The 25275-nt window shown below is 66.5% G+C and carries 23 protein-coding genes and 1 tRNA gene; 9 read left to right on the top strand and 15 right to left on the bottom strand.

Translation table 11 applies throughout. The features are described from left to right. Nucleotides 1-54 precede the first annotated feature (54 nt). A tRNA-Leu gene (locus ACWIQA_RS00070) sits at nucleotides 55-141 on the top strand. Nucleotides 142-372: 231 nt separating this feature from the next. On the opposite strand, the gene ACWIQA_RS00075 is transcribed toward ACWIQA_RS00070, so the two are convergent. Beyond that, entirely contained in the window at nucleotides 373-1011 is a 639-nt protein-coding gene (locus ACWIQA_RS00075) for a class I SAM-dependent methyltransferase (protein ID WP_448581024.1), read from the bottom strand. Between the two features lies 1 nt (nucleotide 1012). Next, nucleotides 1013-3700 (bottom strand): aconitate hydratase AcnA, encoded by a 2688-nt coding sequence (gene acnA / locus ACWIQA_RS00080; protein WP_448581025.1) that lies wholly within the window; start codon nucleotides 3698-3700, stop codon nucleotides 1013-1015. Nucleotides 3701-3828: 128 nt separating this feature from the next. On the opposite strand from acnA, the gene ACWIQA_RS00085 reads away from it, so the two are divergent. Further along, on the top strand, nucleotides 3829-4905 hold the full coding sequence (locus ACWIQA_RS00085; protein WP_448581026.1) for a GGDEF domain-containing protein: 1077 nt from the start codon (nucleotides 3829-3831) through the stop codon (nucleotides 4903-4905). A gap of 98 nt (nucleotides 4906-5003) precedes the next feature. Next, nucleotides 5004-5753 carry a class I SAM-dependent methyltransferase gene (locus ACWIQA_RS00090; RefSeq protein WP_448581027.1) on the top strand — a complete coding sequence of 250 codons (750 nt, stop codon included), beginning with the start codon at nucleotides 5004-5006 and terminating at the stop codon, nucleotides 5751-5753. Between the two features lie 6 nt (nucleotides 5754-5759). Here ACWIQA_RS00090 and purB read toward each other — a convergent pair whose 3' ends face one another. Next, nucleotides 5760-7076: an adenylosuccinate lyase gene (gene purB, locus ACWIQA_RS00095; protein WP_448581028.1), complete on the bottom strand. Its 1317-nt coding sequence runs from the start codon at nucleotides 7074-7076 to the stop codon at nucleotides 5760-5762. A 21-nt stretch (nucleotides 7077-7097) separates the two neighbouring features. Continuing rightward, nucleotides 7098-8726, bottom strand: a complete 1629-nt coding sequence (locus ACWIQA_RS00100) for an alkaline phosphatase D family protein (protein WP_448581029.1) — start codon at nucleotides 8724-8726, stop codon at nucleotides 7098-7100. Nucleotides 8727-8795: 69 nt separating this feature from the next. On the opposite strand from ACWIQA_RS00100, the gene ACWIQA_RS00105 reads away from it, so the two are divergent. Continuing rightward, on the top strand, nucleotides 8796-8969 hold the full coding sequence (locus ACWIQA_RS00105; protein ID WP_448581046.1) for a DUF2256 domain-containing protein: 174 nt from the start codon (nucleotides 8796-8798) through the stop codon (nucleotides 8967-8969). After that, nucleotides 8954-9730 (top strand): class II aldolase/adducin family protein, encoded by a 777-nt coding sequence (locus ACWIQA_RS00110; RefSeq protein ID WP_448581030.1) that lies wholly within the window; start codon nucleotides 8954-8956, stop codon nucleotides 9728-9730. Before ACWIQA_RS00105 ends, ACWIQA_RS00110 begins: the two co-directional genes overlap by 16 nt. A 25-nt stretch (nucleotides 9731-9755) precedes the next feature. Here the strand turns inward: ACWIQA_RS00110 and ACWIQA_RS00115 are convergent, their stop codons facing one another. Genes ACWIQA_RS00115 through trmB form a run of 3 tightly spaced genes read right to left on the bottom strand, consistent with a single transcriptional unit; the run spans nucleotide 9756 to nucleotide 12344 of the window. Continuing rightward, nucleotides 9756-10205 carry a (deoxy)nucleoside triphosphate pyrophosphohydrolase gene (locus ACWIQA_RS00115; RefSeq protein WP_448581031.1) on the bottom strand — a complete coding sequence of 150 codons (450 nt, stop codon included), beginning with the start codon at nucleotides 10203-10205 and terminating at the stop codon, nucleotides 9756-9758. Then, nucleotides 10198-11646, bottom strand: a complete 1449-nt coding sequence (locus ACWIQA_RS00120; RefSeq protein ID WP_448581032.1) for a M48 family metalloprotease — start codon at nucleotides 11644-11646, stop codon at nucleotides 10198-10200. The genes ACWIQA_RS00115 and ACWIQA_RS00120 overlap by 8 nt, the downstream gene beginning before the upstream one ends. After that, nucleotides 11643-12344 carry a tRNA (guanosine(46)-N7)-methyltransferase TrmB gene (gene trmB / locus ACWIQA_RS00125; RefSeq protein ID WP_448581033.1) on the bottom strand — a complete coding sequence of 234 codons (702 nt, stop codon included), beginning with the start codon at nucleotides 12342-12344 and terminating at the stop codon, nucleotides 11643-11645. The genes ACWIQA_RS00120 and trmB overlap by 4 nt, the downstream gene beginning before the upstream one ends. Before the next feature lie 95 nt (nucleotides 12345-12439). Between trmB and ACWIQA_RS00130 the strand changes: the two genes are divergently transcribed. Beyond that, entirely contained in the window at nucleotides 12440-13813 is a 1374-nt protein-coding gene (locus ACWIQA_RS00130) for an aromatic ring-hydroxylating oxygenase subunit alpha (RefSeq protein ID WP_448581034.1), read from the top strand. Nucleotides 13814-13817: 4 nt separating this feature from the next. Here the strand turns inward: ACWIQA_RS00130 and ACWIQA_RS00135 are convergent, their stop codons facing one another. Further along, complete coding sequence (locus ACWIQA_RS00135; RefSeq protein WP_448581035.1) at nucleotides 13818-14075, bottom strand: GlsB/YeaQ/YmgE family stress response membrane protein; 258 nt, start codon at nucleotides 14073-14075, stop codon at nucleotides 13818-13820. 98 nt (nucleotides 14076-14173) lie between these two features. Beyond that, on the bottom strand, nucleotides 14174-16579 hold the full coding sequence (locus tag ACWIQA_RS00140) for an Rne/Rng family ribonuclease (RefSeq protein ID WP_448581036.1): 2406 nt from the start codon (nucleotides 16577-16579) through the stop codon (nucleotides 14174-14176). 403 nt (nucleotides 16580-16982) lie between these two features. On the opposite strand from ACWIQA_RS00140, the gene fliD reads away from it, so the two are divergent. Both fliD and ACWIQA_RS00150 read left to right on the top strand, forming a co-directional pair. Next, entirely contained in the window at nucleotides 16983-18422 is a 1440-nt protein-coding gene (gene fliD / locus ACWIQA_RS00145; RefSeq protein WP_448581037.1) for a flagellar filament capping protein FliD, read from the top strand. Nucleotides 18423-18448: 26 nt separating this feature from the next. Beyond that, nucleotides 18449-18874 carry a flagellar export chaperone FliS gene (locus ACWIQA_RS00150; protein WP_448581038.1) on the top strand — a complete coding sequence of 142 codons (426 nt, stop codon included), beginning with the start codon at nucleotides 18449-18451 and terminating at the stop codon, nucleotides 18872-18874. A 128-nt stretch (nucleotides 18875-19002) separates the two neighbouring features. Here ACWIQA_RS00150 and ACWIQA_RS00155 read toward each other — a convergent pair whose 3' ends face one another. Genes ACWIQA_RS00155 through ACWIQA_RS00165 form a run of 3 tightly spaced genes read right to left on the bottom strand, consistent with a single transcriptional unit; the run spans nucleotide 19003 to nucleotide 22716 of the window. Continuing rightward, on the bottom strand, nucleotides 19003-20295 hold the full coding sequence (locus ACWIQA_RS00155) for an N-succinylarginine dihydrolase (protein WP_448581039.1): 1293 nt from the start codon (nucleotides 20293-20295) through the stop codon (nucleotides 19003-19005). Beyond that, complete coding sequence (gene astD / locus ACWIQA_RS00160; RefSeq protein ID WP_448581040.1) at nucleotides 20295-21716, bottom strand: succinylglutamate-semialdehyde dehydrogenase; 1422 nt, start codon at nucleotides 21714-21716, stop codon at nucleotides 20295-20297. Before astD ends, ACWIQA_RS00155 begins: the two co-directional genes overlap by 1 nt. Continuing rightward, nucleotides 21703-22716 (bottom strand): arginine N-succinyltransferase, encoded by a 1014-nt coding sequence (locus ACWIQA_RS00165; protein WP_448581041.1) that lies wholly within the window; start codon nucleotides 22714-22716, stop codon nucleotides 21703-21705. Before ACWIQA_RS00165 ends, astD begins: the two co-directional genes overlap by 14 nt. Nucleotides 22717-22808: 92 nt before the next feature. On the opposite strand from ACWIQA_RS00165, the gene ACWIQA_RS00170 reads away from it, so the two are divergent. Next, entirely contained in the window at nucleotides 22809-23276 is a 468-nt protein-coding gene (locus ACWIQA_RS00170) for an Lrp/AsnC family transcriptional regulator (RefSeq protein ID WP_448581042.1), read from the top strand. Here ACWIQA_RS00170 and ACWIQA_RS00175 read toward each other — a convergent pair. The 3 genes from ACWIQA_RS00175 to ACWIQA_RS00185 all read right to left on the bottom strand — a co-directional run. Beyond that, nucleotides 23215-23751, bottom strand: a complete 537-nt coding sequence (locus ACWIQA_RS00175; protein WP_448581043.1) for a TspO/MBR family protein — start codon at nucleotides 23749-23751, stop codon at nucleotides 23215-23217. The genes ACWIQA_RS00170 and ACWIQA_RS00175 overlap by 62 nt on opposite strands. 43 nt (nucleotides 23752-23794) lie before the next feature. After that, nucleotides 23795-25009, bottom strand: a complete 1215-nt coding sequence (locus ACWIQA_RS00180; RefSeq protein ID WP_448581044.1) for a hydrolase — start codon at nucleotides 25007-25009, stop codon at nucleotides 23795-23797. Further along, the coding region (locus ACWIQA_RS00185) for a thiamine pyrophosphate-dependent enzyme (RefSeq protein WP_448581045.1) at nucleotides 25006-25275 on the bottom strand (270 nt) is incomplete at its 5' end. The genes ACWIQA_RS00180 and ACWIQA_RS00185, both read right to left, overlap by 4 nt.

Here is a 25275-nt window from a genome sequence, read left to right on the forward strand (position 1 = left end):
GGCGGATGCTAGCAGGGTGTCAGGAGCAGGGCATCCCGCCGATGCTCTTCCCGTGCGGTCGTGGCGGAACTGGTAGACGCGCAGCGTTGAGGTCGCTGTGGCCGAAAGGCCGTGGAAGTTCGAGTCTTCTCGACCGCACCAGAGGCGCGCGTTGGAGCCAGAGGCGTGCGTTGAAGAAGGCGGACGCGTGCAATCCGGGGGTTGGGGCCAGGGTTTCTGGGGCCTGGTCTTGGCAGGCTTGACTGTCGCCAAGGCCAGGCTGCATTTCGCCCCGCACGCGCTTGCCGCGATTTCCCAACTTGCCCCTCTCTGGAAGGAGGAGGTTGGAAAAACGCTGCAGCACCTTGCCACCAGGAGCCGGACAGTTGCCGGCTAGTGGGTTGCGCTTCCCATCTCGATCCACCCAAGAGGCTTGGGGGACTTCTCCATATAGCCCTGCTCGACATCGCCGAGCCGGAAGCCGGCGGCCGCGATTGCAGCCGCGACCGGGCGCGTGAGATTGCAGCCGCCAGCCACGCGCTTCCACACCGGCTCGAGCCAGTGCTGCCAGCGGCAAGGGCCGGGATCAGGCGCAAGCCCGTGCTCGAGAAAGAGGAGGGTGCCGCTGGGCTTCAGCACCCGCCTTGCCTCGGCAAGCGCCCGCGCTTGGTCCGAGACGCTGCACAGCGTAAAGGTTGTCACCACAGTGTCGAAGCTCGCGTCTGGAAAGGGCAGCGCCTCGGCCACACCGTGGACGATGTCGAGCGGGATGGCAGCATGCGGCGCCGCCCGGGCGCGCGCCAGCAGCGGGTCAGAAGGATCGATGCCGGTCACGCGGGTCACGCGCGCTGGATCATAGAGGGCAAGATTGGCCCCTCCGCCGACCCCATATTCAAGCACGTCTCCTGCTGCACGCGGAATGATCTTGGCGCGGCGCTTCATGAGGGGCGGCTGCGTGCAGGCAAAGCCGATGAGGCGCGGCACGACATGGCGATCCCACCAGGAGAGCGGCGGGATTGGCGCCACCGCCATCTCAGGCTGCGAGCTTCCGGAGCACGTGCGGGAGGATCCCGCCAGCGTAGAAATAGTCGAGCTCGTTTAAGGTATCGATCCGGCACAGCGCTTCAAATGCGCCCTCGCTTCCATCGGCGCGGCGGAACCTGACCTCGACCTTTTGCCGCGGCGTGAGGTGCTGGAGGCCGGCAATCGAGAAATGCTCATCGCCCTGAAGCCCGAGTGCGGCAGCGCTTGCGCCTTCCTCGAACTGGAGCGGCAGCACGCCCATGCCGACGAGGTTCGAGCGGTGGATGCGCTCAAAGCTCTCTGCGATGACGGCGCGAACCCCCAGAAGCCGGGTGCCCTTGGCAGCCCAGTCGCGGCTGGAGCCGGTTCCATATTCACGCCCGGCCAAGATGATGAGTGCCGTCCCCTCGGCCTGGTAGCGCATGGCGGCATCGAAGATGGGGAGCACCTCGCCGCTTGGGAAATGGGTGGTGAACCCGCCCTCGGTTCCTGGGGCGATGCGATTGCGGATGCGGATGTTGGCAAAGGTGCCGCGCATCATGATCTCGTGATTGCCGCGCCGGGCACCATAGCTGTTGAACTGGTCCTTGGGGACTTGCCGCTCCATGAGATAGCGACCAGCGGGGCTGTCGGCCTTGATCGCGCCCGCGGGCGAGATGTGGTCGGTTGTGATGCTGTCGCCCAGGAACGCCAGCACCCGGGCATCGATGATGTCTGCCACGGGGGCGGGGGTCATGGTGAGGCCCTCGAAATAGGGCGGGTTCTGAACATAGGTCGAAGCCGGGTTCCAGCGGTAGGTCGCGCCCTCAGAGACTTGGATCCCCCGCCAGTGGGCATCGCCATCAAAGACGTTGGCGTAGCGCGCCCGGAACATCTCTGGCGTCACGGCGCCTGCCACCATCGCTTCCACTTCGGCATTGCTAGGCCAGATGTCGCGCAGATAGACGTCCTCGCCGCTTTCGGACTGGCCGATGGGAGTCTCGAGGATGTCGGAGCGGATCTCGCCCTTGAGCGCATAGGCAACGACGAGGGGCGGCGAGGCGAGGTAATTGGCTTTCACATCCGGGCTGACCCGGCCCTCGAAATTGCGGTTGCCCGAGAGCACCGAGGCCGCAACCAAGTCATTGGCGGTGATGGCCTCGGAAATGGGGGCAGGAAGCGGGCCGGAATTGCCGATGCAGGTGGTGCAGCCGTAGCCGACGAGGTTGAACCCGAGCGCATCCATGTCAGCAGTGAGGCCCGAGCGGTCGAAATAGTCGGTCACCACTTGCGAGCCGGGTGCAAAGCTGGTCTTGACCCAGGGCTTGGGGGCAAGGCCGCGTTCGCGCGCCTTCCTTGCAACGAGGCCGGCGGCGACCAGCACGTTGGGATTGGACGTGTTGGTGCAAGAGGTGATGGCTGCGATCACGACATCGCCATGGCCGAGATCATGCGACGCGCCCTTGACTGGCACGCGCTTGTCCTCCTCGCCCATCTTGCCATAGCCCCCGGCAAGCTCCGCCATGAAGCTCTCGTCCACCTGGCCGAGGGCCACGCGGTCTTGCGGGCGGCGGGGACCAGCAAGCGAAGGCTCGACGGTGGCCAAGTCGAGCTCCAGCATGTCCGTGAAGAGGGGGTCGGGTGTTGCGGCCTCGCGCCACAGCCCCTGCGCCTTCGCATAGGCCTCCGCGAGCGCCACGCGGTGCGCGTCGCGGCCAGTGAAGCGCAGATAGGCAATCGTCGTGGCATCGACCGGGAAGAAGCCGCAGGTGGCCCCATATTCCGGGGCCATGTTGGCGATGGTCGCACGGTCGGCCAGGGTGAGTGCGTCAAGGCCTGGCCCGCAGAACTCAACAAACTTGCCGACCACGCCCTTCTTCCGGAGCATCTGGGTGACGGTCAGCACGAGGTCGGTTGCGGTCACGCCTTCGGCCAGCGTGCCGATGAGGCGAAAGCCGATGACCTCCGGGATGAGCATCGAGACGGGCTGGCCGAGCATGGCCGCCTCGGCCTCAATCCCGCCCACGCCCCAGCCGAGCACGCCAAGCCCGTTTACCATCGTTGTGTGGCTGTCGGTCCCGACCAGCGTGTCAGGATAGGCGAAGAGCTCGCCGGACGGATCCTCGGACACCCAGGCAACTTGCGCCAGATACTCGAGATTGACCTGGTGACAGATGCCTGTACCTGGTGGCACGACCCGGAAGTTCCGGAACGCTGTTTGGCCCCAGCGCAGGAACTGGTAGCGCTCGAGGTTGCGGGCGTATTCGAGTTCGACGTTGCGGGCGAAGGCTTGCGGGTTGCCGAAGTCATCGACCATGACGCTGTGGTCGATGACGAGATCGACGGGAACCAGCGGGTTGATGCGCTGCGGATCCCCACCCAGGCCGGCAAGGGCATCGCGCATGGCCGCAAGGTCAACCACCGCAGGGACGCCAGTGAAGTCCTGCATGAGGACGCGCGCCGGGCGATACTGGATCTCGCGGTCTGACGTGCGCGTGGCGAGCCAGCCAGCGAGCGCCTCGATGTCGGCGACGGAGACGGTCGCGCCACCGTCTTCGAACCGGAGCAGATTCTCAAGCAGCACTTTCATCGAGAAGGGCAGCCGGGACACATCGCCAATGCGATTGGCGGCCTTGGCGAGGCTGAAATAGGTGTAGCGCCTGCCCTCCACCTCCAGCACCGCCTTCGTGTGAAGCCCGTCCACGCCGGTTGCGCTCATCCCTGCTCTCCAATTGGCCTGCGCTCTGGTCCTAGGCGCAGGAAAAATGCCGGGCAAGGCAGCTTAAATCACACCAGCCATGCCGTTCTTGGAAGGGGGCAGGGCCCTCTGGCAGAGGAGCAAGCGGCGTGGATCAGGCGGTCCGGTTCGAGGCACAGCTTGGCGACGCAGAGAAAGGGCTTGGCCACCCCGATCTTGCCGTGTTCGACGCTGCGCGCAGCCTGTTTGTCGAGACCGGGCTTTCACCCGAGCCGCCGGCCTATGAGCTGTTCTGGCTGCATCTCAAAGGCGAGGACCCGGCGCTCAGCCGCGCAATGGCGCGGGCGCTCGAGAAGGACGGGCTGACAAAGGCCCAGCTGCTCGAGCTGCGCCGCCAGCACCTTGGCGAAATCGCTGCTGGCGATTTGCATGACATGGTGGCGCATGCCCATGGTGCTGCCTTGAAGCTCGCCGAGCGCCTTGGTGGCAGCCGTGAGGAAATCGCGCTTCATGACCGCGCCATCCTGACTGAGGATGACCGGCTGGCCGCCGGCAAGCTCTCCCCTTCCGACATCCTTGCCTGTATCAAGCGCCTGCGCACGGCGAACGCTCGCATGCTGGCAGCCAACCGCCGTCTTGAGTCCGATCTCGAGCAAGTCAGCCGCGAGAATGCAACGCTGATCGAGAAGCTGGAAACTGCGGAGCGCAAGGCGAAGACCGATCCGCTGACCGGTCTCCTCAACCGCCGCGGCCTTATGGAAAGCCTTCGCCGCGCCATGGTCGCAGCCGCGGACGCGCGTGTGCCGATGTCAGTTGCACTGCTTGATGTCGACCACTTCAAGCAGATCAACGACCAGTGGGGGCATGCAATCGGCGACGAAGTCCTGCGCTACCTTGGCACCTTTCTCACCAACTGCCTCAAGAAGGCGGAAGGCAGCTTCTCCTCCCGCTTTGGTGGCGAGGAGTTCGTCATCGTGCTGCCGGGAATGGCGCTGGCTACGGCCTTGAAGGCGCTCGAGACGATCCGCGCGGCACTGGCCCGCCAGGTGATGCGCCGCGCCTCGGATGGTGCGCGGCTTGGCAAGATCAGCTTTTCAGCCGGAATCGCCCAGATGCGGGCGAGCGATACGGTCGAGTCCCTCATCGACCGGGCCGATGCCGCGCTCTATACAGCAAAGCGGGCGGGACGGGACCGGGTGCTGCCTGAGCGCGCTGGCCTCGACTGAAACCAGAGCCAATCGCATGGCTTGACTTCCCGCTGCAATTGGGCTGCGCGCGCTTGCCGGTGCCGGCTCTCAGCACCAGTTTCTGAAGGGGGATGCGCATGGCCTTACCCGAACTGACCTCCCTTCTCCCGCGCGCGGCCGACCCCGACGCCCGGGCCGCCATTCCCCGCCGTTTCTCCGAGCGTGCCTTTACCTGGGCCTTCGGGCTCATCCAGTGGCCCTGGCTGCTCCGCAGCCTCTCCGGCGGGCCGGATGCTGCGCGCTCGGACCTTCTTGCTCTCCTCGAGCTTCCCGACGATGTTCTGCCTGCGCTCGGCAGCTGGAAGGCCGATGCCTTCTTCCTCCGCCTTGTTGCTGAGCATGTGCGGAGCGAACAGCCGCAGTCGGTGGTCGAGCTTGGCGCCGGCACGACCAGCCTCGTTGCTGGCCGAGCACTTCAGCTCTGGGGAGGAGGCAGCCTCGTCTCCTTCGACCAGCATGCGCCCTTTGTGGCCGAGACCCGCGACTGGCTCGCCCGGCTCGGCATTCCTGCTGATCTTCGTGTTGCACCTCTGGGCCCGCCGCCACCAGGCTGGCCGGGGGCCTGGTACCAGCTTGCCAATGTGCCGGAGCGGATCGACCTCCTTCTCGTCGATGGCCCGCCCTGGACAGTCCACCCCTTCGCCCGCGGTGCTGCCGAAACCCTGTTTGACCGGATCCCCGTCGGCGGGGTGGTGATGCTCGACGATGCCGCACGGCCTGGCGAGCGGGTGGTGGCGGCGCGCTGGAAGCGCCACTGGCCGGGCTTCCGCTTCCGCCATGTGGCCGGCGGGACCAAGGGCGCGCTTGTGGGCATGCGGGTGGCTTGAGGAGCGCTAGGCCTTGCCGAACACGCGGGCGAAAATCGTATCGACGGCCGCGAAATGGGGGTCGAGGCTGAACAGGCGGTCAAGCGCTTCGGGCGAGAGCCGCGCAGCGACGTCCTGATCGGCGCCGAGCAGGTCGCGCAGCGACAAGGCGCCGTCGGCCTCCCAGACCTTCATGGCATTGCGCTGGACGGCGGCATAGGCCTGCTCGCGGCTCATTCCGGCCTGGGTGAGCGCCAGCAACACTTGCTGGGAATGGACAAGCCCGCCCATGCGGTGGAGGTTGCGGGCCATGCGCTCGGGGTAGATGAGAAGCTTCTCAACCAGGCCGGTCAGGCGGACGAGGGCGAAATCGAGGTGGACGGTGGCATCGGGCGCAATCCCGCGTTCGACCGACGAGTGGGAGATGTCGCGCTCGTGCCAGAGCGCCACATTCTCAAGCGCAGGCACGACCGCTGCGCGCACCAGCCGGGCAAGCCCGGTCAGGTTTTCCGAAAGGACCGGGTTGCGCTTATGCGGCATGGCGCTCGACCCCTTCTGCCCGGGCGCGAACCATTCCTCGGCCTCGAGCACCTCGGTGCGCTGGAGGTGGCGAATCTCGGTTGCCAGCCGCTCGACGGAAGAGGCGATGACGGCAAGGGTGGCAAAGAACATGGCGTGCCGGTCGCGGGGGATGACCTGGGTGGAGACGGGCTCGACAGCAAGCCCGAGCTTGGCTGCGACATGCGCTTCGACTGCTGGCGGCAGGTGGGCGAACGTACCAACCGCGCCTGAGACCGCACAGGTTGCAATCTCGGCACGCGCAGCGCGCAGCCGGGCGCGGGCGCGCTGGAACTCGGCATGAAAGCCGGCAAGCTTGACGCCAAAGCTCATGGGTTCAGCGTGGATGCCATGGCTGCGGCCGATGGCAGGCGTGAGGCGATGCTCGCGGGCACGGGCCTCGAGGGCAGCAAGAAGGGAATCGAGGTCGGCGAGCAGCAGGTCGCTCGCGCGCGCCAGCTGCACAGCAAGCGCGGTGTCAAGCACGTCGGACGATGTCATGCCCTGATGCATGAACCGGGCGTCTTCGCCGATCTGCCGCTCGACCCAGGTGAGGAAGGCGATGACATCGTGGCGGGTTTCGGCCTCGATCGCATCGATTGCAGCGACATCGATCCTGGGGCTGGTTGCCCACCAGCGCCAGGCCGCCTCGGCTGCGCTTTTGGGCACGATCCCGAGCTCTGCCATCGCATCAAGCGCATGGGCTTCGATCTCGAACCATATGCGGTAGCGAGTCTCGGGCGACCAGATGGCTGCCATCTCAGCCCTGGTGTAGCGGGGGATCATGCCCGCCGCCCTAGGAGCGGCTCAGCCCAACTGCAACCGGTTGCTGCCAGCAAGCACCCGCGCCCGGCTGCGCAAGACGAGCTTCGGCGCCCGGCTGCTGACCGGGGCCGTGAAGCGCCATTCTGCCACGGCCTCGCGCGGGGTCAGCGTCACATGGGTGTAGCCGCGCTGCGACGTCTCGCACCATTTGAGAAGCGGGTTGGCGCTGATGAGGGCTTTGGCAAGATCGGCTGGCGCGACGGCGGAGAGATAGGACTCGAAGCCCGGCGAACTTACGCTCTGGGTGGCAAACTCCACTCCGGCCGGGCGGCCATCATTCTCCAAGTCGAAGGCCCAGGCATTGTGGCTGTCACCAGCGAGCACGATGAGGTTTACGGCCGACTTCTGGGCGGCCGCGAGCAAGCGCGCGCGTGCAGCTGGATAGCCGTCCCATGCATCCATGTTGAGAGGAAGGCCGACGCGGGCTGCGGCCGCGCCCGCCTCGACGAGGGCCTTGACCCGACCGTCGGGGTCGGGCGGGAGCAGGGCGGCGGCATCTGCCGGCGCCTTCACATTGCCCATGATGACCTGCTGGGCAAGCAGCTGCCAGCGCGTGCCACGCCGGGCTGCCGCCTCCATGCCCGCAAACAGCCAGGCTTCCTGCTGGGCGCCGAGAAGCTGGCGATTGCCTGCCAGCCATTGCTCGTCGCGGAACTTCAAGAGCGCGGCCCGCATGTCGGTTGCCCCACGGAGCGCGCCCGCGACGGAAAGTGGCTGGTCTCGGCCCTCGATCCGCGTGTCGAGCCGGTGGAGCGTTGCCAGCCTGCCAATCTCGTAGCGTTCATAGGCTTGGTCTGAGACGGGCATCCACTCCCGATAGGCCTTGCGCGCGGCCGCCAGCCGAGCTGCCCAAGGGCCTTCGCTTGCCCCCTGGTGGTTCTCTGCCCCGCCAGTCCAGCCGTCGTTCGCGATCTCGTGATCGTCCCAAGTGGTGACTGCCGGGACCTGCGCGTGGATGGCCTGCAAGTCTGGATCCGCCCGGTAGCTCGCATAGCGGGCGCGATAGTCGGAAAGCGTGACCGTCTCGCCGGCAGGCTCGATGACCCGGCCGGGGACAGCCGCCCGCGCATCGGGATAGGTGCCGCGGGCATATTCGTAGATATAGTCCCCGACATGGACAAAGAGGTCGATGTCATCGGCGGCTACGGCCTGGCCATAGGCATTGAACCAGCCAAAGGGCAGGTTCGAGCAGGAAAAGAGACCGATTCGGAAGAGCTTGGCATCGCCTTCGGGGAGAGTCCGCGTCCGGCCGATGATCGAGCGCGCATTTCCCGGGCCCCGGAAGCGATAATAGTAGGTGGTAGCTGGCGCGAGGTTCGCGACTGTCACCTTGGCGCACCAGTCGTTGGCGGGATCCGCAAGCGCGCGCGCTCGCGCAACCGGCCGCGTCATGCGCGGATTGGTCGCAACCTCGAGCTCGAGTTCTTGCGGCTTCTCGAAGGCACCGACGAAGCGAGTCCAGAACAGCATGCTGCGCGCCCCCGGTTCACCGCTGGCAACGCCATGCGTAAAGCCGATGAGCGGCGCAGCCGCGAGGCGGCGCGGCAGCAGCAAGGCAGCACCCGCTCCAGCGACCAGGGTGCGGCGATCGATGCGAAGAGGATCAAACATGGGCCTCCTCTTGGCGCGCCAAGGTTGCAGATGTGCGACGCTCTGGGCAAGACTTGGGCCATGGCGCGCATGCGGAAGAAGGCGGACCTGCCGGAGAAGGTCTGTGCCCACTGTGGGCGGCCCTTCCGGTGGCGAAAGAAATGGTCGCGGGACTGGGCCCATGTGCGCTACTGTTCGGATGCGTGCCGGCGCCACCTGCCGGCGCTTGCCAAGCGGGAGGATTCGGGATGGCAACGCAGCTGAAAAGCCCCGAGGATGTGCGGGCGGCCGTTTCAGAGGAGGAGTGGAAGCTGCGGGTCGATCTCGCCTGTGCCTACCGTCTGGTCGCCCATTATGGCTGGGACGATCTCATCTTCACCCACCTCTCGGTCCGCGTTCCCGGCCCCGAGCATCATTTTCTCATCAACCCCTATAATCTCATGTTTGATGAGATCACCGCCTCTTCGCTCGTCAAGATCGATGTCGAGGGCCATCCGGTGATGGAAACACCCTATATGACGAACCCGGCCGGCTTTACCATCCACTCCGCCATCCACATGGCGCGCGAAGATGCGCATGCGGTGATGCACCTCCACACCCCCCACGGCCAGGCGGTCGCTGCGATGGCAGACGGCCTCATGCCGCTCACGCAGACGGCACTTCTTATCCGCCATGACCTTGCCTACCATGATTACGAGGGCGTCGCGACGGATCTCGACGAGCGCGCGCGGCTGGTGGCCGATATCGGCACGAAGAACGCGATGATCTTGCGCAACCATGGCACGCTGACGGTTGGGGCGACGGTCGGCCAGGCGTTCTTGCGCATGTATATCCTTGAACGTGCCTGCGAGGCCCAGGTGCTCGCCCTTTCTGGAGGTGCCGAGCGCGTCAGCCGCCCGCCCCAGGGCACGCCCGAGAAGGTGGCAGGCCAGGCCAGCGCCGGCATGGGCGTCATCTCCGACCTGCTCGCCTGGCCGGCGCTCGTGCGCAAGATGGACCGGCTCGATCCCTCCTACCGCAACTAGGGGCCAAGGCTCAGAAGGCCAAGGTTCAAAGGATTGCCGCGATCTGGCCGAGCAGCGGCCGGTCGGCCGGCGGCATGGGGAGGCGGAAGAGCGCTGGCACTTCCACCCACTGCATCTGCTGGCCTTCGCGCGGGCGTGGCAGCCCCCGCCACTTGCGGATCGCAAAGGCCAAGAGCACAAGGTGGACGGAGGCATAGGCGTGGCTCGCAAAGCCGCAGGGGGCAAGGCAGGTTGCAGATGTTGCGATTGCGAGTTCCTCGGCCAGCTCGCGCACCAGCGCAGCCTCCGGGCTTTCTCCGGATTCGACCTTGCCGCCGGGAAATTCCCACAAGCCCGCCATCTCCTTGCCGTGCGGGCGCTCAGTCACGAGCACCCGGCCTTCGGCATCCACGAGCACAGCACAGGCAACCAGCTGGAGGGGGAGCCCGGCCACTGGCGGCTGCCCCGGGCAGGCTTCGGCCCAGTTCTCAACCATCGACAATGAGCTTCAGCTTTTCCCCGGGCCTGAGCGGCCGGTTCTCGATTCCGTTCAAGGCGAGGAAACGCAAGAGCTGATTGTCCGGGAAGGCCATGCGGCTGGCAAGTGACTGCACTGTATCACCGGGCCTCACCGTCACAACCGCAATCCTCTGGCCGCGCCCAACCGCCTTTGCTTCCTGAGGCGAGAGGCGGCGGAAGGAGGCAAGAAGCGAGTCGAGGGCTGAAAGCCGCCCGGCTGGCGCCTGGGTTGCAAACAGGAAGGCGCTGTCTTTCTCCCAGCGGTAGGCGGTGATGCCAGCGTCCACGACGCCCTGGCGGCCGCTCACCCGGGCGCGGGTGTCGAGCGTCTCGAGGCCGTTGACGCGCGTGCGGTTGACTTGCAGGGTGCTGGGCACGCCGCCGGCGAGCTGGCGCCAGGCTTCCTCGACAATATCATCGAGCGTGCGCCCCGACGGGAGCTGGGCGCCGGAGAAGACAAAGCGGCTGCCATCAGGCCCCATGCCGCGGACGGCACTTGGGCTGTTCTGGAGCCGGAAGCCCGAGGGGGCATCAAAGCCGAAGCCGAGCTTGGCGTGGCGGAAGCTCGTGCCCCGCACGAGACCCTGTTCGGGGGTATCGCCCCAAGCCATGCCATCGATGGCCGCCAGGAAGGCATCGCGGTTGCGCGCACGGCTGCCAGGTGCGACGCCCGTTTCGGCTGCGAGCTTCTGGGCGCGCGCTACGCGAGCTTCAGTCAGGGGGTGGCTTGAGAACCAGGAAGCGCCACGGTTGCGTTCAGCCGAAGTGCCGCGCTCCACAATCTCGGCCCGACCAAGTGCGGCCAGCATGGAAGCAGTGGCAAAGGGATCATAGCCGGTCTCGGTCAAATACTTGAGGCCAAGCGTGTCGGCCTCATACTCCTGCTTTTGCGAATATTGGCCGAGGACCCCGGCGCCCAGCACTTGTGCTCCAACGCCCACCAGGTCGGAACCGGTGAGCACCGTCGCTGCGATTGCACCAATGGTTGCAAGGGTTGCGCGGCGCTGCGACCTGGCTGAGTGGCGCGCGGCCACATGCCCGGCCTCGTGGCCGAGCACCGAGGCAAGCTCGGCCTCGTCGTTCATGAGTGCAAGCAGGCCACGGGTGATGTAGAGATAGCCGCCAGGCGTTGCCATGGCGTTGGGGATGGGGGAGTCAAGCACGGTGATGCTGTAGTCCCCCGGCCGCGCGCCCGGAGAGGCGACTTGCGCCACCCGGCTTGCGACCTTGCGGACATAATCGGCGAGCGGTCCTTCGACCGGGCCTCCGAATTCGCGCAGGATCTGCTCCCTGACCTTGGCGCCTTGTGCCCGTTCGCTCGCCGACAGCCCAGCAGGTGCCGGCTGAGCTGCTGCTGGCCCGGGAAGCGCCAATGCCAGCATGACCCCGAGCATGGTGGCTGCACGTTTCCCGATCATTCCGTCCTCCGGTATTCCAGCCGCCAGATTTCATGGCCGAGCGCTCGCGCCTTTTTGGCAAAGCGGGTATCCGGCCAGTCCTCGGGCACTGCCTGCCAGTCGGCGGGAGTCTGCGCCATCCAGCAAAAGTCCGTCCGCTTCTGCATTTCCGTCAGCACATGGCGGAGATAGACGGGGTGATCGGTCGCAATCCTGAACCGGCCTCCGGGCACAAGCGCGCGGGCAAGGAGATTGAGCGGCTCTGGGTTCACGAACCGCCGCTTGGCATGCCGCGCCTTGGGCCAGGGGTCGGGATGGAGCAGCCAGACGACCGAGAGGCTTTTGGGCGGGAGCCGCTCCAGGACGTCGAGCGCGTCTCCCATGTGGATGCGCACATTGGAAAGCCCGTGCCGATCGATTTCGGCGAGGAGGCCAGCCACTCCGTTCACATAGGGTTCGCAGCCAATAAAGCCCGTCTCCGGAGCCCGGCGGGCCTGGAAAGCGAGCTGCTCGCCCTTGCCAAAGCCCACTTCAAGCTGCAGGGGCTGGCGTTTGCCGAACAGTTCGAGCGGATCGAGCGGCCCCTTGGCAGGGAGGGCGATTCGCGGCAGCAAGTCGGCGAGCAGGCGCTCGGCCGTGGGTCGCAGCGCATGGCCCTGGCGGCGCCCGTAGAGCCGCCGTCCGCCGATCACCGGGTCGAGAGCTGCTGTGTCGATCATGGCAAGGCACGATAGCCGCAGCAGGGCCCACCTTGCAAAAAGGCGGAAGGTGGTCGGCGGGCGGGTTCGCTAGGATGAGCCTGAGGGAGACGGCTATGGCTGACCGCAATCCATCCGAACTTGCCCGCTGCCCTGGCGAGACGGTCGATGACATCCTTGCCCGCGACATGCCGCCGGTGCCCGAGAAGCTGAGAGAGGACAGCTGGCGCGACTTTGGAACGGCCCCGCTTGCGGCCTCGCGCTACACTTCGGCCGAATTCTTTGAGGCCGAGCGCGCGCGCATGTGGCCGCGCGTGTGGCAGATGGCAGCACGCGACGAGGAGTTTCCCGAGCCCGGCGAGCTTGTCGTCTATGACAATCTCGGCAAGTCGGTCATTCTGGTGCGCCAGGGCGACCGCTCGGTCCGGGCCTTCTGGAACGTCTGCCTGCATCGCGGCCGGCGCCTTCGCACCCAATCCGGCCATGCGAGCGACCTGCAATGCCCGTTCCATGGTTTTACCTGGAACATCGACGGGAGCCTCAAGCATATTCCCTGCCGCTGGGACTTCCAGCACTTGTCCGACGCCGCGATGCAGCTCCCCGAAGTTCGGACAGCAAGTTTTGCTGGCTACTGGTTCATCAACTGGGACGGCAAGGCGCCGCCGCTTGAAGACTATCTTGCCCCGCTTCCGGACCATTTCCGCCACTGGCAGCAGGAGCGCAACTTCACGGCCGTCTGGGTTGCCAAGGTCATCCGGGCCAACTGGAAGGTGGTGGCAGAGGCCTTCATGGAGGCCTGGCATTCGGTCGTCACTCACCCGCAGATCCTGCCCTTCACGGGGGATGCCAACACCCGCTATTCGATCTGGGGCGATCATGTGAACCTTGCGCTCACACCCTTTGGTGTGCCGAGTCCGCATCTGGGGCCGATTTCGGACCAGGCGATCATCGAGGCCTTCTCAGGCGGCGCCGGCCGCACCCAGGTTGAAAGTTCCGAACTGACGCTGGTGCCTGGCAAGACGGCCCGCCAGACCATGGGTGCACGCAACCGCGAGGTGCTGCGGGCGACCGGCTTCCCGGGTGCCGACCAGGCTTCCGACAGCGAAGTGCTCGACGCCTGGACCTACAATGTCTTCCCCAACCTCTCCCCCTGGGGCGGCTACATGTCGAACATCGTCTACCGCTGGCGCCCCTGGCCCGACCAGCATGCGACGCTCATGGAAGTGCGGGTGCTGGCCAAGGCGCCCGAGGGCCAGCCGGTGCCACGTGCGGCCGAAATGATCTTCCTCAAGGACGAGGAGCCCTGGGCTTCTGTTACGGCCTGGGGGCGGCTTGGCGCGGTGTTCGACCAGGACATGGGCAACCTCCCCCATGTCCAGGAGGGGCTCATCTCTTCTCCCAATGACCGAGTGGAGCTTGGCCGCTACCAGGAAAGCCGCATCCGCCACTTCCACGCCACGCTCGACAAATATTTGGCCGGCGAGCTCTGAGGACTCAGCTGCGGCCCCCGGTGATTGCTTGCCAGATGGCAAGCACGATCATGGCGCCGAGCACCGAGCCGAGGAAGCCGGCGCGCGCACCTTCGGCATAGAGCCCGAGCTGCTGGCCGAGCCAAGTGAAGACGGCAGCGCCAATGACGCCGAGCACGGTGGTCGCAAGACATCCGGAAGGATTCTTGGGGTCTCTTGCGAACAGACGCGCGACAAGACCGGCCAGGAAGCCGATGACGAGGACTCCTATCCAGCTGCCCATGCCGTGTGTCTCCCGCCAGCCTCCGATAGCAGGATTGAGTGACGATCACTTGTCGCGACCGAGCGTTCGACTGGTCGACGGGCAAGGGGGCCGCAGCATCAGCTCCCAAACGTCCGCTGCCACCAGCCGCGGCGCGGCGCTGGCACCTCGGCCGCTTCGGTGGCCTCCGTGCCAGGCGCATTCACCGTAGGGGTCTCAGCGGCCGGTGTGGTGCCCTGTGCAGCCGCATCGGCAGAGGTCTGCGCCTCGCCGGACACTGGCTTGCGAATACGACGCGCCCGCGCCGGCTTCGGCGCCATCGCATCGACAGTTGCAGCAACCGTTTCGGCAGTCGGCGAAGCAGCAACGGCAGGGCTGCTCTCATGACCGACGCTCTGGTCTGCCGTCTCCCCGGTATCCGCTGCTGCCTCGGGGCTCGGAAGACCAGTGACTGGCGCAGCCACGCGGCCGCGGCCGCGCCGCGCCGGACGCTTGGCTTCGACATCCGCCTCCGCTTCGGCGCCAGCCGCTGCTGCGCCATGCTCGGCGGCCGCATCGACGAGGTCGGGAGCAGAGGATGCCGGGCTTTCAGCGATCGCGTGCGCGTCTGCGTCTTCCGCGCCAGGTCCCCCGTCCTCGGCGATGGCTTCGCTCCGTGCCCGCCGGCCGCGGCCACCGCGCCGCCGCCGCTTGCGCTTGCGGCCTTCGCGGCGCTCGTCCTGCTCCATTGCCTGGCTCTCGCGTGCGGATGTCTCGCGCTCCTCCTTTGCGGCCTCGTCCTCGCCGGCAGCATCCAAGTCCACTTCGTCCTCGCGCATGTCATCGGCGTGGACTTGCAGTGCGGGCAGGCCGGACTGCTGCGGGGCTTGGGCCGGCGGCGGGCCGCTGCCTTCGACCGCAAGCCGCGCGCCCGTCAGCGCTGGGTCGGGCGCCACTTCGATATGGATTCCATAGCGCGCCTCAAGCTCGGCAAGCTCGGCGCGCTTGCGATTGAGGATGTAGACGGCAACACCTGGGTCGGCGCGCAGCCGAAACTGGCGCGCCCGGCCCTTGACCGCCTCTTCTTCCACCAGCCGCAGCGCCGAAAGCGCAGCCGAGCTTTCGGTCCTGACCAGGCCGGAGCCACCGCAATGCGGGCAGGGCTCGGTCGAGGCCTCGAGCACGCCGGTTCTCAGGCGCTGGCGGCTCATCTCGAGAAGACCGAAGGGCGAGATGCGCCCGACCTGGACCCGGGCGCGGTCAGCCTTCAGCGCATCCTTCAACGCCTTCTCAACCTTGCGGTTATTGCCTGCGACTTCCATGTCGATGAAGTCGACGACAATGAGGCCAGCCATGTCGCGAAGGCGCAGCTGGCGGGCGATTTCCTCAGCTGCCTCGATATTGGTGCGAAGCGCAGTTTCCTCGATATTGTGCTCACGGGTGGAGCGCCCGGAGTTCACATCGACGGCAACCAGAGCCTCGGTTGGCGAAATCACCATATAGCCGCCAGACTTCAGCTGGACCACGGGGTTCATCATTGCGGCCAGTTGGCCTTCAACGCCTGCGCGCAGGAACAAGGGCACGGGATCAGAATAGGGCTGCACCTTCTTGGCATGGCTTGGCATGAGCAGCTTCATGAAGGCGCGCGCCTGGCGATAGCTGGGCTCCCCGTCGACCAGCACTTCGTCGATCTCGCGCGTGTAGATGTCGCGGATGGCGCGCTTGAGGAGATCATTGTCTTCGTAGATGAGGGTGGGCGCAGTCGAGGCCAGGGTCTTTGCCCGAATCTCGTCCCACAGCCGTGTCAGATAATCGAAATCCCGGCGGATCTCGGTGCGGGTGCGGGAAACGCCGGCCGTGCGCACGATCGCCCCCATGGTCGGCGGCAGTTTGAGGTCGGCGATGATCGACTTCAGCCGCTTGCGGTCTGCCGCATTGGCGATCTTGCGGCTGATGCCGCCGCCCTGCGCCGTATTGGGCATGAGGACCCCATAGCGACCCGCAAGCGAAATATAGGTGGTAAGCGCGGCACCCTTGTTGCCCCGTTCTTCCTTGACTGCCTGGACCAGCATCACTTGCCGGCGGCGGATGACATCCTGGATCCGGTAGCGGCGGCGCAGCTGCATGCGGCGACGACGCAGGATTTCGGCGGCAGCATCCTCGGAGGCGCCATGGTCTTCTGGTCCGGTCTCGCCTTCCTCGCCTGTGCCTTCGCTGCCATTGAGGTCCGTGCCGCCTCCATCGCCGTTTTCATCGGCGAGCACCTGCTCCTCGCGCAAAAGCGCTTCGCGATCTTCCTTGGGGATCTGGTAATAGTCTGGGTGGATTTCGGAAAAGGCAAGGAAGCCGTGCCGGTTGCCGCCATAGTCGATAAAGGCGGCCTGGAGCGACGGCTCAACGCGCGTGACCTTGGCAAGATAGATATTGCCCTTGATCTGCTTTTTCGAGGCGGCCTCGAAGTCAAACTCCTCAATCCGGTTGCCCTTGACGACGACAACCCGGGTCTCTTCCGGGTGGCGGGCGTCGATCAGCATGCGTGTGGTCATGGAAAATTCTCCGGCCGCGCAGCGGGCTCGCCACGGGGGCCATGTTGGGGGAAACAGTGTTCGGCCATAGAGCCAGCGAATTTGGCCGCCTGGGGACGGCAAGCACATCGAACGGGAGACACGCGCAAACGAGCGGCGATTCCACTGGATACCCGCCCCTCAGCATTGCCCGTCTGTCATCCTCTATCCGTGTCCAAACAGGCCCCGCGGCGCCAGCAATCCGCCAGGCGCAAATGCGGGGCAGGAGGTGGAACCGTCGCGCTTGGCAGGGCTGCAGACACGCCTGCCAAAGCGGGTTGCGCGAACCGCCACCTGCCATGGCTGCTAGCAGCCGCATGCCGCGGCGGCAAGGCAGGGGCACATCCCCCTAAACGTCATCAACACCCTGCCGTTTTGGAGGGGTATGAACATCCTCGGCTCCCTCGGCGCCGGCTCGGGTATCGACATGGCGAGCCTCGTCAAGGATCTGGTGCGGGCCCAGCGCGAGCCGCAGGCCGCTCTTCTCGACCGGCGAAAGGAGCGCGTGGAGGCGCGCATTTCCGCGCTTGGCCAGTTCCGATCCGCACTCGACGCCCTCAATAGCGCGCTAATCCGGCGTGTTGAGGGCGGAAGCGTCTCTGCCGTGCCGCGCGTATCTGACCCGACCATCGTTGCCATGCGGCTGGCAACGGGCGCCACTTTGGCGCCGCAGGTGATCGAAGTGCGGGCTCTTGCCAGTGTGCAGACGCTCGCCTCGGCCTCGCGCGCTGATCCTTCAGCCCCTGTCGGCCAGGGCAGTCTTTCCTTCAGTTTCGGAACGGTTGCAGGCACAGGTCCTGCAACCGGCTTCACACCCGGCAGCCTCCCGGGTTTCTCGGTGGCTATCACGGCGGCCAATGACAGTCTTGTCGGGCTCAAAGATGCCATCAACGCATCTGCAGCTGAGGCTGGCGTGCCCCTTTCGGCTGCCATTCTGACCGATGCCGACGGGGCGCGGCTGGTGTTGCGCGGCCCAACAGGAGTTGCATCTGGGTTCTTGGTGACATCGACTGGTGATCCGGCGCTTGCGGACTTCGCCTTCACAATTGGCGGGGGCGGCCTCAGCCGGACAACAGCAGCAGCGGATGCCGAGATCGCAATCGATGGAGTCGTCTTGCGGCGGGCGACCAACAGGGTGGAGGATTTGATCCCTGGTGCGATGCTCACACTCCTGCGTGCGGCACCAGGTGTTGGTGTCAGCCTCTCGGCCGAGCGGTCGGCAACCGAGCTTGCCTCGGTTCTGCGTGATTTTGCCGGTGCGCTCTCGGAACTTCTTGGCATTGGCCAGGAATTCGCCCGGGGCGCGACAGCGGCCAACACCGCCGGAGCGCTTGTTGCCGACGCAACCACACGGCGCGTCATCCAGTCGCTCCTTGCGCTCACCACGCGCCAGCTGATTGCGCCTGAAGGCAATGCTCCGACGCGGCTGGCCGAGCTGGGCCTGCGCCTGACACGCGAGGGGCGGGTGCAAGTCGACGAGGCGCGGCTACAGCAGATGGTCGCCGACCATCCCGGCGCAGTCGAGCGCATGGTGCGCACGCTCTCCGACCAGGGCAGCCTGACGACACCCGGCGGGCCAGTGCGCCAGCTTGCCGTACAAATGGCAGCGGCAGTCGAGGGCCGGGCCGGCCAGCCGACGGCGCTCGCGCGCGAAGCCCAGGCGATCGCCCGCGCCCGTGCCGATCTCGAGACCAGGATGGAGCGTCTCGAGGCTGCGCTCACGCGCCAGTTTGCCGGCCTTGACGTGGCTGTCGGCCGCAGCCGCGCGACCCAGGCCTTCCTCCAACAGCAGATCGACCTCTGGTTTCAGACCCGCACCCGATGACGACCCTGACCTAAAGGACTGTGGACATGCCGTTCCCTGCTGCCGACCAGCTGCTTCGCACCCGCCCGAACAGCCAGGGCGATAACCGCCATACAGCGCTTCGGCATTATCGCTCCGTCACGCTAGAAGCCCGCGTCGCTTCCGCTTCGCCGCACGAACTGGTGATGATGCTTTTCGATCGCCTCACCCAGCTTCTGCGCGAGGCGCGCGATGCCGCATTGGAGGCCGAGGCAGTCCGCCGGGTGCGCGCCACCGAGCGCGCGCTTGCCATAATCGACGGGCTCGACTCGAGCCTCGACCATGCCCGCGGCGGTGAAGTCGCAGAAGCGCTTGGCCGCGCCTATGCCATGCTGCGTGCCCAGCTCCTAGAGGGGAGCGCCTCGGCGCTGGCTTCGGCTGCCTTTGCTGCTGAGGAAATCGCCGCTGCCTGGCGGACGATTGGCCGGCGCTGACTCTGGGCGGGGCTGATCCCGCGTCCTGGTGACTGGAACCGGTCAATCGGATGCGCAAGCGCTCCCAACGCACCGGCCGATAGGCCGAACACTTGGTGACCATGATTGATCGTTACCGAACCCTGATATCAGACCTCGCCCAGCTCCGCGGGTGCAATGCCGAGCGCGTCGAGAAGCGCAGTTCGTGCTGCCCGGCACTGGTCCATGAGGTCGGGATTGCCGAGATCGGCAGGAGCGATGGTCTTTGGCCACCATGCCTCGATGAGCCGCTCGAGTTTGTCGAGCCCGGCCTCGTCGAGGAGGAAGCGCTGGTCGACGGCTGCAAGTGCTGCTTCGCCGAGCTGGACTCGAAGCCGAAGGCAGGCCGGCCCGCCACCGTTGCGCATCGATTCCCGCAAGTCGCGGACGTGGAGCGTGTGAATCGGATTGGCTGGATCCTGCACCACGCGCTGAAGCCAGCGCCAGACTGAAGCGTTGGTTTCGGCCTCGCGCGGGAGCACGAGAGCCATTCCCCCCTCGACGGACAGCAAGCAGGCATTGAAAAGATAGGAGCTGACGGCGTCTTCGAGGCTGAGTTCGCTCGCTGGCGCCTCGATGAGGCAGAAGCCGGGAACTTCGCGTGCCAGCCGGTCGATGAGCCGGTTGCGATCGGCAAAGGCCTGTTCATGGGCCATGAGCACGGGGCCGTTGGCGACGGCGACGACATCATTGTGGAAGGCGCCGGCTTCAATGGCGACATCGGCCTGTGCTGCCAGGAGGAAACGCGAGAGCCGGTGCCGGCGCGCGACTGCAGCCGAGGCGCGCGCATGCTGCCGCGCCGGGAAGCGCCCGCCTCGGTTTTCGCCATAGACGAAGACTTCAACGCCTGGGGCCCCGTGGCTGGGCGCAAGGCGCATGTGGTTGGCTGCGCCCTCATCCCCAAAGCTTGGGGGGACTGGGGGGTGGACGACGAAATGGCGCGTGTCTTGAAACGCGAGGCGCAGCTGCGCAAGGGTTGCTGGCCATTCCTGCGCCCGGTGCGGCATGGTTGCAAGATTGGCAACCGAGAGATGGGTGCGGCCGTCTGCACTGTCGGCTGCCGGGCTCACGGTTGCAGCGTTCGCAGTCCACATCGCAGAGGCCGACCAGGCAAGAGCGACGAGCGCTGGGTCCTCGGCAAAGGCGGTCTTGAGCACTTCGGGATCGGCTCCGGCAAAGCCGAGGCCACGCAGCAGGCTGAGGTTGGGCCGGTCGTGCGGCAAGAGCAGGCCCTGCGGCAGGCCGAGCCCGCAGACGAGCCGCATCTTGGCAAGGCCCTGCAGCGCGGCTGTACGCGGTGCTGAGACTGCTCCGGCATTGGCGGTGGCAGCGAGGTTGCCGAGGCTGAGGCCAGCGTAGTTATGGCTGGGGCCGACGAGCCCGTCGAGCTGCAGTTCGGGCATCAGTCGAGACCGGTGACGAGGGGCGCGTGGGGCGCCTCACCTTCAAGCCCTGCGACGGGGAAAGCGCAATAATCGGCAGCGTAGAAGGCGGACGGACGGTGGTTGCCCGACCAGCCGATGCCGCCGAAAGGGGCGGACGAGGCTGCGCCATTGGTTGGGCGGTTCCAGTTGACGACTCCAGCGCGGCTTTCGGCCCAGAAGCGATCGAACAGGGCCCGGTCGCCACCCAGCAGCGCCGCGGCAAGCCCGAAGCGAGTGGCGTTGGCCACTGCCATGGCCGCGGCGAAGTCGCGCACGCGGATGAGCTGGAGCACTGGGCCGAAGATTTCCGCATCCGGCGCCTCCTCACCCGTCATGTCGACAATCCCGGGCGTGAGGAACGGCAGCGCTGGGTCGAGCCGCCGCAGCGGCAGGAGCACGCGCCCCGGAAGCGCGGCGAAGGCGGCTTCCACCCGCGCTGCTGCGCGCATGTCGATAAGCGGGCCCATGAAGGGCGGCGGATCATCGAACGGGGCGCCGATCCGCATCCGGGCAACAAGCGCCAGCACGCGCTCGAGGAGCGGCCCTTCGCGCCCGTCTTCGACGATGAGGCGCCTTGCACATGTGCAGCGTTGGCCGGCGGAGAGAAACGCCGACTGGACCACGACCCGAGCTGCCGCATCGAAGTCTGCTTCTGCGACGTCCCAGGCAACGAGCGGGTTGTTGCCCCCCATTTCGAGCGCGAGGATCCTGCCCGGCGTTGCGGCGAACTGGCGGGCAAGCGCCGCCCCTGTCGCCGCCGAGCCCGTGAAGAGGAGGCCATCGATCTCGGCTGCAGCAAGCGCCGATCCAGTCTCGGCACCACCTTGCACCAGCTCGAGCACCCCTTCAGGCAGGCCGGCTTCCCGCCAGAGCTGCGCCATGTGGGCAGCTGTTGCCGGCGTGAGCTCCGATGGTTTCAGGACCACCGTGTTGCCGGCAATCAGCGCCGGCACAATGTGGCCGTTGGGGAGGTGGGCAGGGAAGTTATAGGGCCCGAGCACGGCGAGCACGCCATGCGGCTTGTGCCGGACCGCCTGCATGGCCCCGGCCGGATCGGCAGCGAAGGGGCGGGTGGTGGTGCCTGTGCGCACGGCGTGCGCCTCAATTGAGATGGCAACCTTGGCGGCAACCGAGGCCGCCTCACCCAGCGCTTCCCAGAAGGGCTTGCCGGTTTCCTCGGCGATGGTGGTCGCAAGCGCATCGGCGTTCGCCGTCACCACCTCGGCAAAGCGGCGCAGGATTGCAAGCCGCGCCTCGAGCGGTTCTGCGGCCCAGCCGGGCGCAGCCTGGCGGGCCCGGGCAACGGCGGCCTCGACCGATTCCGGTCCGTCCACCGGGCCCTCCCACATCAGGCTGCCGTCGTGCGGGCGGAAGCTCTGGAGCCGCTCAGAAGGGGACATGGAGCACCTCCTCGCCGGGCGCGACGTCGGCGGCCTTGTCAAGCCGCACCCGCCCTTCCGCCACTTCGGCCGGCACCGCCATCGCCCGAAACCCGCCAAGCTCTCCGACGGCAATGAGGCCAGTTGGCGAGGCGCTCGCTGCCGCACCTTGTGCCACGACCAGCCGCCGGGCCTTGGCAAGGGTCTCGATCCTGTCCGTCTCGACATCGAGCGTGGGGCCACCATCGAAGATGTCAACATAGGCATTGTAGCGGAAGCCCTCGGCTTCGAGCATCCGCCGCGCCGCCCGCCCATCGGGATGCTCAACTCCGATCACGCCTGTTGCCGCTTCGGGGAGAAGCGCTTCATAGACGGGGTATTTGGGCATCAGGTCAGCGATGAACTGGTTGCCGTGGAGGCTGTTGAACTGGTCCGCCTCGACGAAGCCCATGCCGAAGAAGCGGCCGGCAAGCGCGTCCCAGAAGGGTGAGGAGCCGTCGGGGAGGATCACGCCCCGAAGCTCGGCAATGCAGCGGTCGGCGAAACGGTCTCGGTGACGTGCCATGAAGAGATAGCGGGCCCGGGCAAGCAACCGCCCGAGCCCGCCGGCGCGCAGATCCGGCGCAAGAAAGAGGCCACCCACTTCGCTTGCGCCGTCGAAGTCGTTGACGAGATGGAGCACCCGGGTGCGGAAGGTTCGGCCGAGCTCGCGGCTCATCAGCGCAATGGTCGTGATCTTGTAGGAGTAGAAGGGAAAGGTGGTGCCAATGCGGGCGAAAATGGCTGCCGTTCCGCCTACGCGTCCGCTCGCGCGGTGCGCGAGTACCAGCATGTAGAGACCATCTGCCGCTGCTGCCGCGAAGCTTGCAGCTGATCGCTCGAGCCGTGCGGCAAGCGCGTCGCGGTCCTGCGGCAGGTTGGTGAAACCGCCACCGGTCTGGCCAGCGAGCGCAAGGAGCGCGGCAAGGTCTGCGGTGCATGCCGGGCGCACTTCCCAGTCCTCAAGCCTGACGTCCGCCATGCCTGTCCCTTGCCTGAGGAGGCGGCGCGGGTGTAACGATTTTCTGCGGCTGGAACCGCAGATTCTGCGGCGACAGCTGCGAAGGGGGGCCGATGGACTCGCTGGACCGGATCGACCGCAGGATTCTTGCCATTCTCGAGCGCGAGGGGCGGATCACCAATGCGGCGCTTGCTGAACGCGTGGCGCTTTCGCCTTCGGCCTGTCTTGCCCGTGTCCGCCGGCTGGAGCGGGCGGGCATCATTACGGGCTATGGCGCGCGCGTGGATGGGTCGAGGCTCGGGCCGGGGCTCACCCTTGTTGCCGAAGTCTCCCTTTCCCGTCACGAACCGGCTGACTTCCGCCAGGTCGAGACGCTGTTTCGCGACGATCCGCGCGTGCTCGAGGCGGCCGAGATCAGCGGCCGCTCGGACTATCTGGTGCGGGTGCGGGTTCTAAGCATGGAGGAGTGGCGGGATCTGAGTGCCTCTTGGGCGCGTGCGCCTTCCCCAATTGCTCGCATCACCTCGCAGGTGGTGATGCACCAGACCAAGCCGTTCGTGGGGCATCCGCCTCCGCCCTGAGCCCGCGCGGCCCATTGAGTGCAAGGAAGCGCCAGTTGAGGATGGCAGCGACGGTCACCCAGGCGTGGTAGGGCACCATCATCCAGGCCGCGATGCGGTCAAACGGAGCAAACAGCCAGATGACGGCCAGGATCGAAAGCCAGAAGGCGACAACTTCCGCCATGGCAAGATCGATTCGCTTCAGCCCGAAGAAAAGCCAGGACCAGGCGGCATTCAGCAGGAGGTGCCCGGCATAGACGGCAAGCGCTGCCGAGGCGGCTGGTCCTCCGGCCAGCCAGACCCGCCAGGCAGAAACTGCCATCAGAGTATAGAGAAGTCCCCACACGAGCGGGAAAGCCCAGTTGGGGGGTGTGAGCAGCGGCTTTCTCAAGCGGCCATACCAGTCCCCTGGCCTGAAGATGGCGCCTGTGGACGCAGCAGCAAGCGCCACCCCAAGCGACGTGCCGAGCGCAACAAGCGAAGGCCCCTCAAACATGCCGCAGGATATGGGGGGCGTTTGCGCAGGCGCCAGTAGGAGCTCAATCTGCCTCGCGGTGAAAACCGTCTCGCCCCATCCGCATCAAGGTAAGGGCTGCAAGGCGGGCACGCTCGGCGAGGCTCTCGACCAGAAGATATTCCTGAGGCGAATGAATGGCCCCGCCGCGGACGCCCATGGTGTCAACGACTGGAAGCCCGGTTGCTGCGAGATTGTTGCCATCGCACACGCCACCCGCAGATGTCCAGCCGATTGCAAGGTCGAGGTCCGCACCCGCTGCCTTGACGAGGGCGAACAGCCGCAGCTGGGTGGAATCGAGCGGTTTGGGCGGCCGGGCGAAGTGGCCGTGACGGTGCGCTTCCACCTCGTGGGCCCGGGCGACGTTGGCGATGGTCGTATCGAGCGCGGCGAACGCGCGGGCTTCGGCTGCGCGCGTCGAGGGCCGCATGTTGACCCGGACGACCGCCGTGTCGGGGACGATATTGTTGGGCCCGCCGCCGTCGATCCGCGCCACATTGACCTTGAGGTCGGGGGCGGCGAGGGCTGTAAGTCTCAGCGCGAGATCGGCCGCGGCGACGATGGCGTTGCGCCCCTTCTCTGGCTCGCGGCCGGCATGCGCGGCCCGGCCTGCGAGGTGGATGGCGAAATTGCCCGAGCCGGGCCGGTCGCCAGCAAGCGTGCCATCCGGGAGCGCCGGTTCGAAGGTGAGGCCCGCGTCAACGCGAAGTGCACATTCGGCAAGCAGCGGCGCTGATCCCAGCGAAGACACCTCCTCGTCAGCGTTGAGGACCACCTCGTAGCCCAGCAGCGAGGCGAACGGGCTCGCCTCGAGCGCCTTGAGGGCCGCCAGCATCACTGCAATGCCGCCCTTCATGTCCGCGACCCCAGGGCCGTTCAGCACGCCGGGCGCACGCCAGCAGACGGACTGGAAGGGGTGGTCGGCCCCGAACACCGTGTCGTAATGGCCGGTCAGTAGCACTCGGGTCGGTGCCTGGGGGCGGACGGTGAGATGAAGGTTGCGGCCGTGCGCCAGGGGCACCACTTCGCCCGAAGCCAGCATCTGCGTCGCTGGTGCAGGCTCGCGCCACTGCACTTCGCCAAGCGGCGCAAACGCGTCCGCCAGCAGGGCGGCCATCTCTTCAAGACCATCCAAATTGCGGCTGCCGGAGTTGACCAGTGCCCAGGCCAGCACTTCAGCGAGCATGGAGTCGGCATCGATGGTGGCAAGCGCCCGCTGCTCGTCAGGGGAAAGGCTCATGCCCCCGGCTCCAGGCGGCGGCCGGGCGCGATCTCGTCAGGGTCGATCCGGCAGTGGAGGAGCGCCGATTGCCGCTCGAGAGCCGCAAGGCTGCGCTCGAGCGCAGGGGCGAAGGCGGCGGTTGCCTCAACCGTTTCGCCGTGCAGGCCGAAGCTCCTTGCCATGGCTGCAAAATCCGGGTTCGTTAGCGCGGTTGCCGACGGCCGGCCGGGGAAGTCGCGGGCCTGGTGCATGCGAATGGTGCCATATTGGCCATTGTCCATGAC

This window comes from Thermaurantiacus sp. (assembly GCF_053487655.1).